The organism is Pantoea sp. y20 (genome assembly GCF_054903455.1).
This window is the reverse complement of record NZ_CM142816.1, coordinates 808,840-822,500: the sequence shown is the minus strand read 5'-3', so window position 1 is coordinate 822,500 and position 13,661 is coordinate 808,840. Positions and strand designations below refer to the sequence as shown.

At 55.5% G+C, this 13,661-nt stretch carries 11 protein-coding genes; 7 read left to right on the top strand and 4 right to left on the bottom strand.

All coding sequences use genetic code 11. From position 1 onward, the window contains the following. Positions 1–4 precede the first annotated feature (4 nt). Together aceE and pdhR are read right to left on the bottom strand one after the other, a co-directional pair. On the bottom strand, positions 5–2,671 hold the full coding sequence (gene aceE, locus ACYAC5_RS03675; protein WP_101762093.1) for a pyruvate dehydrogenase (acetyl-transferring), homodimeric type: 2,667 nt from the start codon (positions 2,669–2,671) through the stop codon (positions 5–7). A 127-nt stretch (positions 2,672–2,798) separates the two neighbouring features. Then, positions 2,799–3,563 (bottom strand): pyruvate dehydrogenase complex transcriptional repressor PdhR, encoded by a 765-nt coding sequence (gene pdhR, locus ACYAC5_RS03670; protein WP_008108566.1) that lies wholly within the window; start codon positions 3,561–3,563, stop codon positions 2,799–2,801. Between the two features lie 513 nt (positions 3,564–4,076). Between pdhR and aroP the strand changes: the two genes are divergently transcribed. The 3 genes from aroP to ACYAC5_RS03655 all read left to right on the top strand — a co-directional run bounded on the left by aroP (position 4,077) and on the right by ACYAC5_RS03655 (position 7,951). Then, complete coding sequence (gene aroP, locus ACYAC5_RS03665) at positions 4,077–5,432, top strand: aromatic amino acid transporter AroP (protein ID WP_110867537.1); 1,356 nt, start codon at positions 4,077–4,079, stop codon at positions 5,430–5,432. 162 nt (positions 5,433–5,594) lie between these two features. Continuing rightward, positions 5,595–7,001 (top strand): glycoside-pentoside-hexuronide (GPH):cation symporter, encoded by a 1,407-nt coding sequence (locus ACYAC5_RS03660; protein WP_192412382.1) that lies wholly within the window; start codon positions 5,595–5,597, stop codon positions 6,999–7,001. Then, the gene (locus ACYAC5_RS03655) at positions 6,998–7,951 is read left to right on the top strand and encodes a glycoside hydrolase family 43 protein (protein WP_101762097.1); all 954 of its coding nucleotides are present in this window, start codon (positions 6,998–7,000) and stop codon (positions 7,949–7,951) included. The genes ACYAC5_RS03660 and ACYAC5_RS03655 overlap by 4 nt, the downstream gene beginning before the upstream one ends. On the opposite strand, the gene ampE is transcribed toward ACYAC5_RS03655, so the two are convergent. Further along, complete coding sequence (gene ampE / locus ACYAC5_RS03650; RefSeq protein WP_192235712.1) at positions 7,933–8,787, bottom strand: beta-lactamase regulator AmpE; 855 nt, start codon at positions 8,785–8,787, stop codon at positions 7,933–7,935. The genes ACYAC5_RS03655 and ampE overlap by 19 nt on opposite strands. A 16-nt stretch (positions 8,788–8,803) precedes the next feature. Further along, a complete protein-coding gene (ampD, locus tag ACYAC5_RS03645; protein WP_192412383.1) occupies positions 8,804–9,355 on the bottom strand; it encodes a 1,6-anhydro-N-acetylmuramyl-L-alanine amidase AmpD in 552 nt (183 codons plus the stop codon). 181 nt (positions 9,356–9,536) lie between these two features. Here ampD and nadC point away from each other — a divergent pair, with 181 nt between their 5' ends. From nadC to hofC, 4 genes are all read left to right on the top strand, one after another. Continuing rightward, positions 9,537–10,433: a carboxylating nicotinate-nucleotide diphosphorylase gene (gene nadC / locus ACYAC5_RS03640; RefSeq protein ID WP_192412385.1), complete on the top strand. Its 897-nt coding sequence runs from the start codon at positions 9,537–9,539 to the stop codon at positions 10,431–10,433. A 177-nt stretch (positions 10,434–10,610) separates the two neighbouring features. After that, the gene (ppdD, locus tag ACYAC5_RS03635; RefSeq protein WP_101762101.1) at positions 10,611–11,054 is read left to right on the top strand and encodes a prepilin peptidase-dependent pilin; all 444 of its coding nucleotides are present in this window, start codon (positions 10,611–10,613) and stop codon (positions 11,052–11,054) included. Beyond that, positions 11,054–12,442 carry a type II secretion system protein GspE gene (gene gspE, locus ACYAC5_RS03630; protein WP_192412387.1) on the top strand — a complete coding sequence of 463 codons (1,389 nt, stop codon included), beginning with the start codon at positions 11,054–11,056 and terminating at the stop codon, positions 12,440–12,442. The genes ppdD and gspE overlap by 1 nt, the downstream gene beginning before the upstream one ends. Then, complete coding sequence (hofC, locus tag ACYAC5_RS03625) at positions 12,435–13,634, top strand: protein transport protein HofC (protein WP_277974523.1); 1,200 nt, start codon at positions 12,435–12,437, stop codon at positions 13,632–13,634. The genes gspE and hofC overlap by 8 nt, the downstream gene beginning before the upstream one ends. Positions 13,635–13,661: the final 27 nt, after the last annotated feature.

Sequence of the window (13,661 nt, the reverse complement as noted above, 5' to 3'; positions counted from 1 at the left end):
CCTCTTATGCCAGACGCGGGTTAACTTTATCGGCGTCGATATTGAATTTGGTGATGGCTTCAGCCACCACTTTCTTATCGATTTCACCGCGTTTAGCCAGCTCACCCAGCGCAGCCACAACCACATACGATGCATCCACTTCGAAGTGGTGACGCAGGTTTTCACGGCTGTCAGAACGACCGAAGCCATCGGTACCCAACACGCGATAATCGCTGGAAGGCACGTAGCTGCGAACCTGTTCTGCGAACAGCTTCATGTAGTCGGTCGATGCGACGGCCGGTGCTTCGTTCATCACTTGCGCGATGTAAGGTACGCGCGGCTCATCGGTTGGGTGCAGCATGTTCCAGCGCTCACAATCCTGACCATCACGCGCCAGCTCGGTGAACGAGGTTACGCTGTAGACGTCAGAAGCGATGCCGTAATCTTTCGCCAGGATCTGCGCGGCTTCACGCACGTGACGCAGAATTGAACCTGAACCCAGCAGCTGCACTTTGCCTTTGCTACCTTCTACGGTTTCCAGCTTGTAGATACCCTTACGGATACCCTCTTCCGCACCCTGCGGCATCGCAGGCATGTGGTAGTTTTCGTTCAGCGTGGTGATGTAGTAGTAGATGTTTTCCTGCGCTTCGCCGTACATACGCACCAGGCCATCTTGCATGATGACCGCGATTTCGTACGCGTAAGACGGATCGTAAGAGATACAGTTCGGGATAGTCAGCGACTGAATGTGGCTGTGACCATCTTCGTGCTGCAAGCCTTCGCCGTTCAGCGTAGTACGACCTGAAGTACCGCCCACCAGGAAGCCGCGTGCCTGCATATCGCCGGCCAGCCACATCAGATCGCCGATGCGCTGGAAGCCGAACATCGAGTAATAGATGTAGAACGGAATCATCGGCAGGTTGTTGGTGCTGTAAGAGGTAGCCGCCGCCAGCCAGGATGAACCTGCGCCCAGCTCGTTGATCCCTTCCTGCAGAATCTGGCCTTTCTCGTCTTCTTTATAGTACGCAACCTGCTCGCGGTCCTGCGGGGTGTACTGCTGACCGTTCGGGCTGTAGATACCAATCTGACGGAACAGACCTTCCATACCGAAGGTACGGGCTTCGTCGGCAAGGATTGGAACCAGACGATCTTTGATCGACTTGTTCTTCAGCATCACGTTCAATGCACGCACGAAGGCGATGGTGGTGGAGATCTCTTTATTCTGCTCTTCCAGCAGTGGACGGAACTCTTCCAGCGTTGGCATTTCCAGCTTCTCGCTGAACTCCGCCTGACGCGTTGGCAGGTAGCCGCCCAACTTCTCACGCTGACCGTGCAGATAGTTGTACTCTTCAGAGCCTTTTTCGAAGGTGACGTATGGCAGCTCTTCGATTTTGTCATCGGCAACCGGCACATTGAAGCGATCGCGGATGTAGCGAACGCCATCCATGTTCATCTTCTTAACCTGGTGCGCGATGTTTTTACCTTCAGCAGTGTCACCCATGCCATAACCTTTGATGGTATGGGCCAGAATCAGCGTTGGCTGACCTTTGGTTTCCTGCGCTTTTTTCAGTGCAGCGTAGACTTTCTTCGGATCGTGGCCGCCGCGGTTCAGCGCGAAGATCTCTTCGTCTGACCAGTCTTTCACCAGAGCTGCGGTTTCCGGATATTTACCGAAGAAGTGCTCACGTACGTACGCGCCGTTACGGGATTTGAAGGTCTGATAATCGCCATCAACGGTTTCGTTCATCAGCTGAATCAGCTTGCCGCTGGTGTCCTGACGCAGCAGTTCATCCCAACGACCGCCCCAAATCACTTTGATCACGTTCCAGCCAGCACCGGCAAAGATGCCTTCCAACTCGTTGATGATCTTACCGTTACCGGTGACCGGGCCGTCCAGACGCTGCAGGTTACAGTTGATGATGAACACCAGGTTGTCCAGCTTCTCGCGGGTGGCGATGGTGATCGCACCTTTGGATTCCGGCTCATCCATCTCGCCATCACCGAGGAAGGCGTAAACGGTTTGTGCTGAGGTGTCTTTCAGACCGCGGTGTTCCAGATACTTCAGGAATTTCGCCTGATAGATCGCGTTCAACGGACCCAAGCCCATTGATACGGTTGGGAACTGCCAGAAGTCCGGCATCAGTTTCGGGTGCGGGTAAGAAGAGAGACCTTTGCCCTGCACTTCCTGACGGAAGTTATTCATTTGGTCTTCGCTCAGACGACCTTCAAGGAAGGCGCGGGCGTAGATACCTGGAGAAATGTGACCCTGGAAGAAAACCAGATCGCCGCCGTCTTTGTCGCTACGCGCGCGGAAGAAGTGGTTAAAGCACACTTCATAAATGGTCGCGGAAGACTGGAAGGAGGACATATGGCCACCCAACTCCAGATCTTTCTTCGACGCACGCAGCACCGACATGATGGCGTTCCAACGAATTGCGGAACGGATACGACGTTCAAGAGAGGTGTTGCCCGGATAGTCCGGCTCATCTTCAACAGCAATAGAGTTAATGTAGTTGCTGATTGCAGAGGAACCTGCGGCAACTTTCACGCCACCTTTGCGTGCTGCACTCATTACCTGATCAATCAGATACTGCGCGCGCTCAACACCTTCTTCACGGATGACCGATTCGATCGCTTGTAGCCAATCACGAGTTTCGATCGGATCCACGTCATTCTGTAAACGTTCTGACATGGGGTGTATTCCTTATCTGTGTCTAATACGTTGAAATTATCAGGAGCCTGTCTTCTTGTGCTTTGCTTCTGGTTCACAGCACAAGAAGACAGGCCCGTCGTGTTTTCCGCACGTTCGTTGCCGTGCGTTATTCCTTACGTTGCTGTAAACGACGCAGGGAGCGTTCACGACGACTCTGCTCCCGACTTCTATCCAGCAAGATTTCCTCAATGAACGCCAGGTGACGATGAGATGCCTCGCGTGCTTGTTCTGGCTCACGAGCCACAATCGCCTCGTAGATACTGGCGCGGTGACCGCTCACTTTCGCCAGCATTTCCCGACGAGCGTAGAGCAATTCAAAATTCTGACGGACGTTTTGTTCCAGCATAGGGCCCATGGAACGCAGCAGATGCAGCAACACCACATTGTGGGCGGCTTCTGTGACAGCGATCTGATACTTCATCACTGCATCCGCTTCGGCGTCGAGATCGCCGCTGTCCTGTGCCTGCTGAATATGAACATGGCAGTCGCGGATGCGCTGCAAATCTTCATCGGTGCCACGCAGTGCCGCGTAATAGGCAGCCACGCCTTCCAGCGCATGGCGGGTTTCCAGCAGGTCAAACTGAGATTCTGGATGTTCGGCAAGCAGACCGACCAGCGGGTCGCTCAGGCTTTGCCAGAGATTTTTTTGGACGAAGGTGCCGCCGCCCTGACGACGTAGCAGCAGGCCTTTAGCTTCCAGGCTCTGAATCGCTTCGCGCAAGGATGGACGTGAGACATCAAACTGTTTCGCCAGTTCACGCTCGGGGAGCAGTTTTTCACCCGGCTGGAGCGTCCCTTCCATAATGAGGGATTCCAGCTGTTGCTCAATCGCATCGGAGAGCTTGGGTTGGCGAATTTTACTGTAGGCCATCTTCCCTTCTTATCAGCCAAACGTCCGGAGTAAATTGGTAATACCAATTGAAAAATGGTGCCGGTAAAGTAACAAAGTATTCACCTTGTGTCTATATGGGTGCGGTCACACTTCAGGGGAGGATCGTAGCGCTGGTGCGCTAACCTACCGGCATCAAGCGAGAAATCACCCGCACGCAGCAAATGTTAATGAATTGCACTTTTACCTAACCTTACACTGAGTTAGCGCCCAGAAAACGGCCCAACCATAAGGGAAACCTATTCGTGTTCACCCTTTTTTCATGGCAGAAATACTGCGACGGGCGCGCAGAGGATGCTGCTGCTTTTTCAGTCATCTCTCAGCACAAAAAGCAAAAGCAGGTGCAAACTGACGCGCTTATCACTATTCTGAACGCCGTGGTAGCTCATGCATGCACACAGCACGCCAGATACCGTAAAGAAAAGAATACATTAAGGTAAACAGCCTTACAGTGCGCGCACTGCAGGTGCACAATAACAACATCACGAGGTTTGTATGGAACAACAGCATGGCGACACGCTGCACCGCGGCTTAAAGAATCGCCATATTCAGCTGATTGCGCTGGGCGGAGCCGTAGGTACTGGCCTGTTTCTGGGTAGCGCATCAGTGATTCAATCGGCCGGTCCGGCCGTGATTCTGGGATATGCGATTGCCGGTTTTATTGCCTTTCTGATCATGCGCCAACTCGGCGAGATGGTGGTTGAAGAGCCGGTTGCCGGCAGCTTCAGTCACTTCGCCTACAAATATTGGGGCAACTTCGCCGGTTTCGCCTCGGGCTGGAACTATTGGGTGCTGTATGTGCTGGTTGCCATGGCCGAACTCACCGCTGTGGGCAAGTACGTACAATTTTGGTGGCCGGATTTTCCTACCTGGGCCACCGCCGCCATCTTCTTTGTATTGATCAACGCCATTAACCTGACCAACGTCAAAGTGTTCGGTGAGATGGAGTTCTGGTTCGCGATTATCAAAGTGGTCGCGGTCATCGGCATGATTCTGTTCGGTGGCTGGTTGCTGTTTAGCGGCAACGGAGGCCCGCAGGCGAGCGTCAGCAACCTGTGGGATCAGGGCGGCTTCCTGCCGCACGGCATGACCGGATTGGTGATGATGATGGCAATCATTATGTTCTCGTTTGGTGGTCTGGAGCTGGTGGGCATCACTGCCGCAGAAGCCGACAATCCACAAGAGAGCATCCCGAAAGCCACCAATCAGGTGTTGTGGCGTATTCTGATTTTCTATATTGGCTCACTGGCGGTGCTGCTTTCGCTGCTGCCGTGGACGCGCGTGACGGCGGATACCAGCCCGTTCGTGCTGATTTTTCATGAGCTGGGCGATGCCTTTGTGGCCAACGCGCTGAACGTGGTAATCCTGACGGCGGCGCTGTCGGTCTACAACAGCTGCGTTTACTGCAACAGCCGCATGCTGTTCGGCCTGGCGCAACAGGGTAACGCGCCGAAAGCATTGCTGAAAGTGGACAGTCGCGGCGTGCCGGTCGCCACCATTCTGGTCTCAGCCGTGGCGACCCTGCTGTGTGTACTGATCAACTACCTGATGCCAGGCGAAGCCTTTGGCCTGCTGATGGCGCTGGTGGTTTCCGCACTGGTGATCAACTGGGCGATGATCAGCCTCGCGCATCTGAAATTCCGTAAAAAGAAAGATCAGCAAGGTGTCACCACGCGCTTCAAAGCGGTGCTCTATCCGCTGGGTAACTGGATTTGCCTGGTGTTCCTCGCCGGTGTGTTGGTCATTATGCTGATGACGCCAGGCATGGCGATATCGGTATGGTTGATTCCGGTATGGCTGGTGATTCTGGCTATCGGTTACACCATCAAGAACAAACTACAGAAAGCGTAATGTTGTTCCCTGCCCGGCACGCTGATGCCGGGCAGCACTTCTGATCTGGCTCACACTTTTCCCCGCCCGCGCGTTTTGTCCATCTACCCGACCATTTGCTCCCCAGCAGATTACTGATTTTGCACAGATAATTCCTGCTCATCATATCGCTGGAGACGATCAATGAAAGGAGCAGCCCTCTCGTTCAGAGAGAAACTGGGATATGGCATGGGCGATGCCGGATGCAACATGATTGGCGGTGCCATCATGCTGTTCCTCAATTATTTCTACACTGATGTGTTTGGTTTAGCCCCGGCGCTGGTCGGTACGCTATTACTGTCGGTACGCGTACTTGATGCGGTAACCGATCCGATCATGGGCGCCATTGCCGATCGTACGCAAAGTCGCTGGGGCCGCTTCCGTCCGTGGCTGCTGTGGGTTTCCGTGCCTTACGTGCTGTTTAGCGTGCTGATGTTCACCACGCCGGAGTGGAGCTACGACAACAAGGTTATCTGGGCGTTTGTCACTTACTTCCTGATGTCACTCACTTACACCGCCATCAACATCCCTTACTGCTCGCTGGGCGGTGTGATCACCAACGATCCGGGTGAGCGCGTGTCATGTCAGTCCTATCGCTTTGTGATGGTGGGCATTGCCACGCTGATCCTCTCACTTTCGCTGTTGCCGATGGCCGAATGGTTTGGCGGCGACAACAAAGCGCGCGGTTATCAAATGGCCATGGGCGTGCTGGCGCTGATCGGTTTGGCGATGTTCCTGTTCTGTTTTGCCAATGTGCGTGAACGCATTCGCCCGGCCACGCCAAGCAACGATGATTTGAAACAAGACTTGCGCGACGTGTGGAAAAACGATCAGTGGGTGCGCATTCTGCTGCTGACCTTCTGCAACGTCTGCCCCGGTTTTATCCGCATGGCCGCCACCATGTACTACGTCACTTGGGTGATGGGGCAATCAACGCACTTTGCCACGCTGTTTATCAGCCTGGGCGTCATCGGCATGATGTTCGGCAGCACACTGGCAAAAATCCTCACCGATCGCTGGTGCAAGCTCAAGGTGTTCTTCTGGACCAACATCGCGCTGGCGCTGTTCTCCTGCGGCTTCTACTGGATTGATCCGCACGCCACCGTCGCGGTGGTCATCGCCTACTTCCTGCTGAATATCCTGCACCAGATTCCCTCGCCGCTGCACTGGTCGCTGATGGCCGACGTGGATGATTACGGCGAATGGAAAACCGGCAAACGCATCACTGGTATGAGCTTCTCCGGCAACCTGTTCTTCCTCAAAGTGGGGCTGGCGGTGGCGGGGGCGATGGTCGGTTTCCTGCTGTCGATTTATGGCTACGATGCCGGCGCAAAACAGCAGACCCCCAACGCGATTAACGGCATCATGCTGCTGTTCACGGTCATTCCGGGCGTGGGATATCTGATCACCGCCGGCGTGGTGCGTTTAATGAAAGTGGATCGCAACTTAATGCGTACGATTCAGGCCGATCTGGCGCTGCGCCGTGCCCATTCACACCACGAATCCCCTATCGCGTCCTCTGCGACTGCGCAACCCGGAGAGATCAAATGAGCTGGCCCAATCCTTTTATTACGCAACGCGCCGATCCTTTTATTCTGCGCCATGCCGATGGCTACTATTTTATCGCCTCGGTGCCGGAATATGACCGACTGGAGATTCGCTATGCCTCAACGCTGGCTGGCCTGATTGAGGCAGAAGCGGTAACGGTGTGGCACAAACCGGATACCGGCCCCTTTAGCGCGCTGATCTGGGCGCCAGAACTGCATCACATCAACGGGCAATGGGTGATCTATTTCGCTGCCGCACCGACGCGGGCGATAAAAGATGGCCTGTTCCAGCACCGCATGTATGCGCTGGTGTGTAATGATGCCGATCCGCTGAGCGGTAACTGGCAGCCCTGCCGCCGCGTACATACGCCCATCGACTCCTTCTCACTGGACGCCACCTACTTCCACCATCAAGGTAAACACTGGTATCTGTGGGCGCAAAAAGATCCGGCGATTCCCGGAAACTCTAACCTGTATCTCGCCGAGTTGCTCAATCCGTGGACGCTAAAAAGCGCCCCGCTGATGCTGAGCCGACCGGAGTATGAATGGGAGTGCGCGGGATTCAGCGTCAACGAAGGACCGGCGGTGATTCAGCATGGCGACCAGCTGTTTGTCACCTATTCCGCCAGCGCGACCGATGAAAATTACTGTCTGGGGATATTAAGCATTGATGTGTTAGCCGATCCGCTCAACATCAACGCCTGGCGTAAATCCGCGCGGCCGGTATTTGCCACCAGCTGGGATAATCAGCAATACGGACCGGGACACAACAGCTTTACGGTGGATGAAGCGGGAAGAGCGGTGCTGGTGTATCACGCGCGCAATTACACCGAAATTGAGGGCGATCCGCTGTGGGATCCGAATCGCCATACGCGCTTGAAATATTTCGACTGGCGTGAAGACGGCACACCGGATTTTGGCGTGCCGCCAGCCGATCACACCAGCGTGCCGTAGATCGTCAACAGCGCGACCACCACCACCAGCACCAGAGAAATACGTTTCGCCAACGCCACTGCAACACGTGGCGTTTCGACTTTATCCATGTGCGGATCGCGCGCCAGCGAGAACTGCGCCAGGCTGGTCAGCACCTGATATTGCGGGCGATGCAGATCGCCCAGCGCGGCAAACCACGCTGGCAGCGCACGTTCGCCGTGGCCGAGCAGCGCGTAAGCCACGCCGGCCAAACGCACGGGGATCCAGTCCAAAACGTGCAGCAGACGATCAACGCCAGACTGCGAGCGCGCCAGCGGCGTCTGATGCTTCGCCAGCCAGCTCTGCCAGGCGCGCAGAAACGCATAACCCACCAGCAGCACCGGGCCGTAAGGTCCACCGACCACAAACCAGAACAGCGGTGCAAGATAGAAGCGGAAGTTAATCCAAATCAGCGCGTTCTGCAGTTCACGCAGGAACTCGCGCTCGCTGCACTCAACCGGCACGCCGTGAATCAGCGTCAGTTCAGCCGCCATCGCCTGATGCGCCGCTTCATCGTCATGGCTCGCGGCTTTGAGATAGCTGTGATAGTGCAGTCGCACCGAACCCGCGCCAATACACAGCAATCCCACCAAAATCCAGAACAGCAGTTGCGCCACGCCAAACAAGATGCCTTTCAGGCTCCACACCACCAGCCAGACGATCAGCATCGCTATCACTGTCATCATCAGCGTGCGCAGCAGGGAAAAACGCTGGCGGCCACGAAACAGCGGCTCCAGCCGATGGTCCAGTTGCCAATGCTCACCCAACTTAAACAGGCGTTCCCAACCTAAAACTAATAACAAGCTAAACAACGTCATACCCGCTCCTGCTGTCTCAGGGATTCTCCTGCCTGATGGATTCTTTATAGCGCAACCAGTCAAAAGAGGAACCGGGATCGGTTTTCCGCTCTGGTGCGATATCGCTATGGCCGGTGATGCGCGCAGGCGTCAACGGATAGTGCTGCAGCAGGAGTTGAGTCACCTGCTGCAAAGTCACGTACTGGGCATCGGTATAGGGCAGCGTATCAGTGCCTTCCAGTTCAATGCCCATGGAAAAATCGTTGCAGCTTTCACGTCCTTCAAACTGCGACACGCCGGCGTGCCAGGCGCGCTGATCGAAAGAGACGTATTGCACCAGCTCGCCGTCGCGACGGATTAAACAATGCGCCGCCACGCGTAAATGGGCGATGTCCGCAAAATAGGGATGCGCATCGGCAGGCAACGTGCCGGTAAATAAGCGATCGATCCACGGCCCGCCAAACTCACCGGGCGGTAAACTGATGTTGTGAATCACCAACAGCGAGGGCACTTCATCATTTGGACGCTGATTGAAGTGTGGTGAAGGTACTTTACGCGCGCTGGTAATCCAGCCCTCTTCCAGTTTCATGCTGTTAAATCCTAAGCAAAATCAGGCTGAGAATAACATGTTTCATCCAGCAGACTTGCGACTTAATGCGCCGACGCAGCCGAGTTCAGGATACTAAACATTTCACCGCCAGCAACTGGCAATGGTCGATAGATCAGGCTAAGGTGAGCGCACGAAATTCGTCTTGTGGAGGGGCAAAACCATGGCAACGCGTCGTTACGATCCCGATCATCGCCGTCAGGAACTGATTAAACGTATAGAACAGGATATCCCGGAAGCCGTTGCCCGGGCGCTTCAGGAGGATTTAGGTGGCGAAGTGGATGCGGATCGCGATATCACCGCGTTGCTGCTGCCAGCAGAAAAGCAGGCGGTGGCAAAAGTCATCACCCGTGAAGCCGGTGTTTTTTGTGGTAAACGCTGGGTAGAGGAAGTCTTTATCCAGCTCGGTAATAAAGTCACTCTTAACTGGCATGTAGAAGATGGACAAGCGCTGGTTGCCGATCAGCTGCTGTTCGAGCTTACCGGCCCGGCGCGCCTGCTGTTAACCGCAGAACGCACCGCACTCAACTTCGTGCAGACGCTCTCTGGCGTGGCCACCGAGGTTAGCCGTTATGTCGCCCTGCTGGCGGGCAGCGAAACCCAGTTGCTTGATACACGCAAGACCTTGCCAGGCCTGCGTACCGCGCTGAAATATGCGGTGTTGTGCGGTGGCGGTAATAACCACCGTTTAGGCCTTTCGGATGCTTTCCTGATAAAAGAAAACCACATTATCGCCAGCGGCTCGGTGCGTAACGCCGTAGAAAAAGCGCTGTGGCTGTCGCCGGATGTGCCGGTAGAAGTTGAAGTTGAATCGCTGACGGAACTGCAGGATGCCATCGATGCCGGAGCGGACATCATCATGCTCGACAACTTTAGCCTTGAGATGATGCATGCAGCGGTTGCGCTAACCCACAAACGCGCGCTGCTGGAAGTCTCTGGCAACGTAACCGAAACCACGCTGCCACAAATTGCCCAGACCGGCGTTGATTATGTCTCTGTCGGCGCGCTGACCAAACATGTGCGCGCGCTGGATCTGTCGATGCGTTTCCGCGAGCTTTAATGCCCCGTTCTGCCGCGTGTTAGTGCGGCAGATATGCGAGCTGGCTTCCAAAATGCTGTTATCTCCGCTGTAAATCTGACGATTCTCTGCGCGATGCTTTCCAGCCTCGCGCAGCCATGACTTCCGCTTTCCCTCGCCCTTTTCTACCGTAGCGGCTCCACAACAAGGAGCCTCACTATGGACAGACAACGCGGTTTTACCCTTATCGAATTAATGATTGTGATTGGCATCGTCGCCATTCTCAGCGCCATCGGTTTACCGGCTTATCAAAACTACCTGCAACGCGCAGCGCTCACCGACATGCTGCAAACCATGGTGCCGTACAAAACAGCAGTAGAACTCTGTGCCATTGAGCGCGGCGGACCGGCGCAGTGTCAGGCAGGAGAACGCGGCATTCCGGTGGCCAAAGGTTCGCGCTATGTGGCAACGCTGAGCGTGGTCAACGGAACCATCAACCTGACCGGCCAGGAAAGTCTCAGCGGATTAACGGTTGAAATGCTGCCGATTTGGAGCGCAACGGATGGCACGTTGAGCTGGCAACGCACTTGTACCAGCGATAACAGCAGCCTGCGCGATAGCTGCCTCGAGCAGTTTCGCTTTGCCGACAAGGATGCCAACTGATGGACAAACCTAATAGTGCGCTGCACACGTTGTGCGCCCGTTATCAGGCGGTGATTCTGCACCATGACGCCACGCTACTGCGCGTAGCGGTAGCCGACACACCCGATCCGCTGCTGCTGGAAGCGCTACAGTTCGCCAGCCAGTGCAAGGTGGAGGTCGAGTGCTGGCCTGCGGCACGGCTTGAGCAGTTGCTGCACGAGCCGGATGTCGCTGCAGCACCACGTGAACAGGCCAGCGCTGAGTCAGCGATTAACGCGGTCGATCAGATTTTGCGCCAGGCCATTCAGCGGCGCGCCTCAGATGTGCATTTTGAACCGCAGCGCCATGGACTGCGGGTGCGTCTGCGCATCGATGGCGTGTTGCACAAACTACCGCAGCCTTCTGAAGCACAACCCGCTGCGATTCTGGCGCGCCTGAAAATTCTCGGAGGATTGGATATCGCCGAACGGCGTCTGCCGCAGGACGGACAGTTTACGCTGGAAATAGAGGACAAACTGGCGGCGTTTCGTCTCTCAACGCTACCGGTAAGCCAGGGCGAAAAAGCCGTGGTGCGGCTGCTACAAAGTGAAAACAGCGCCATCACCCTCGATAAACTCGGCATGCCTGCAGCACAGCTGCGTTTACTGAAAAACGCGCTAGCGAAACCGCAGGGTTTGATTCTGGTCACCGGACCGACCGGCAGCGGTAAAACCTTCACGCTCTATAGCGGGTTAAGCGCGCTTAATGTGCCAGAGAAGAACGTTTGTAGCGTGGAAGATCCGGTTGAGATCCCGCTGGATGGTATTAATCAAACGCAGATCCAGCCGCGTAGCGGGCTCGATTTCAATCGTGTGCTGCGCGCACTACTGCGCCAGGATCCCGATGTGATTATGGTGGGGGAAATCCGTGATGCCGAAACGGCCAGCATCGCCGTTAAAGCAGCACAGACCGGCCATCTGGTGCTTTCCACACTGCATACTAACTCGACTGCTGAAACCCTGACGCGCCTGCGCCAGATGGATATTCCCGGTTATCTGCTGGGCCCCGCTTTGCAGTTGGTGGTGGCGCAGCGTCTGGTCAGACGCTTGTGCGTGCATTGCCGTCAGCCGGGACAAGCTATTGCCCATCTGCCGGGCGAACTCTGGCCGGGCACGCTGCAAACCTGGCGAGCGCCGGGCTGTGATCACTGCTTCTCCGGCTATTACGGGCGGCTGGCGCTGTTTGAAGTCTTGCCGCTAACCAGCAAATTGCAGAATGCTATCTCGGCAGATATGCCGCTGGAACATCTGTTAATGCTGGCAAATGAACAGGGAATGAAAACATTGCTAGCTGCGGGGCTGGAAGCAGTAAGTCGCGGCGATACTTCTTTCGAAGAGATGCAGCGCGTGGTGGGACTGGGCGATGGCTAATCTCTATCATTTCCGCTGGCAGGCTCTTGATACCATGGGCGTGCTGCAGGAGGGCGAATCACTTAATGCCAGCCAGGATGCGTTGCTCAATCAACTCTCCGATCGCGGCATGCTGCCAGTAAACTGGCAGCGTGGAAAATGCTGGCGTTCGCGCGACTGGAAGTGGCAGCAAAAAATCGATTTGGTGCGGCAACTGGCGACGCTGCTGAAGGCCGGCTTACCTCTGGCGGAAAGTCTGATTCTGCTGGCAGAAGGCCATCCTCATGCCGGTTGGAGGGTATTACTGAAAGGATTGCAGCGCCGCGTCATCGCCGGTGAGCCCTTCTCGCAAGCCTTGCAGGAGTGGCCGCAAATCTTTCCCCCGCTGTTTCCCGCTTTGATGCAAGTGGGTGAATTAACCGGCCAACTAGACGAGTGCTGTCGCCAACTGGCGCAGCAGCAAAGCAAGCAGCAATACTTACGGCAAAAAGTGGTGAAGGCGCTGCGCTATCCCCTGTTTATCTTGCTGGTAGCGCTCGCGGTCAGTGCTGGCATGCTGCTGTTTGTTTTGCCAGAATTTGTCTCTGTCTATGCCAGTTTTGATGCGCCGCTGCCCGCTTTTACTGCTGCAGTGATGTCGCTGTCAGAACTGCTGCAGAAGGCCGCGCTGCCGCTGTCGCTGGTAGGTGCCGTATTACTGATGATTGTGCAGCAGACTTATCGACGTTCGGTACCGTGGCAAAAGCGCGTACATCAATGGTTACTGCGCATGCCACTGTTATCTTCGCTGTGGCGCGGCGGGCAGCTCAGCCAGATATACGCCATCCTGCAACTTACACAACAATCCGGTTTGACCTTGTTGCAAAGCCTGCAGGCGGTTGAAGTGACCTTGGTATCGCGATTGTGGCGCGATGCCATCGTTCAGTTGCAGCAACACATTGCTGCGGGTGCGCCGCTGCATCAGGCGCTGCAACAGCATCTGCTGTTTACACCTCTTTGTGCCCAACTCATCCGAGTGGGTGAAGAAGCGGGTGCATTAGATGTGATGCTGGCACGGCTGGCGGAGTGGCATGAGGCGCAAACATTAGCGCGCGCTGATGCTCTGGCGGCATCGCTGGAACCGATGATGATGGTGGTAATCGGCGGGATAGTTGGCACTTTAGTGATTGCAATGTATCTGCCGGTATTTGGTCTTGGTGATGCCATTCGATGACGGGCACGCTCGATGCGCGCCCGTTGG

Coding starts and splice junctions, on each gene's coding strand:
- aceE (WP_101762093.1), bottom strand. CDS start 2,671: ATGTCAGAACGTTTACAGAATGACGTGGATCCGATCGAAACTCGTGAT.
- pdhR (WP_008108566.1), bottom strand. CDS start 3,563: ATGGCCTACAGTAAAATTCGCCAACCCAAGCTCTCCGATGCGATTGAG.
- aroP (WP_110867537.1), top strand. CDS start 4,077: ATGGAACAACAGCATGGCGACACGCTGCACCGCGGCTTAAAGAATCGC.
- ACYAC5_RS03660 (WP_192412382.1), top strand. CDS start 5,595: ATGAAAGGAGCAGCCCTCTCGTTCAGAGAGAAACTGGGATATGGCATG.
- ACYAC5_RS03655 (WP_101762097.1), top strand. CDS start 6,998: ATGAGCTGGCCCAATCCTTTTATTACGCAACGCGCCGATCCTTTTATT.
- ampE (WP_192235712.1), bottom strand. CDS start 8,787: ATGACGTTGTTTAGCTTGTTATTAGTTTTAGGTTGGGAACGCCTGTTT.
- ampD (WP_192412383.1), bottom strand. CDS start 9,355: ATGAAACTGGAAGAGGGCTGGATTACCAGCGCGCGTAAAGTACCTTCA.
- nadC (WP_192412385.1), top strand. CDS start 9,537: ATGGCAACGCGTCGTTACGATCCCGATCATCGCCGTCAGGAACTGATT.
- ppdD (WP_101762101.1), top strand. CDS start 10,611: ATGGACAGACAACGCGGTTTTACCCTTATCGAATTAATGATTGTGATT.
- gspE (WP_192412387.1), top strand. CDS start 11,054: ATGGACAAACCTAATAGTGCGCTGCACACGTTGTGCGCCCGTTATCAG.
- hofC (WP_277974523.1), top strand. CDS start 12,435: ATGGCTAATCTCTATCATTTCCGCTGGCAGGCTCTTGATACCATGGGC.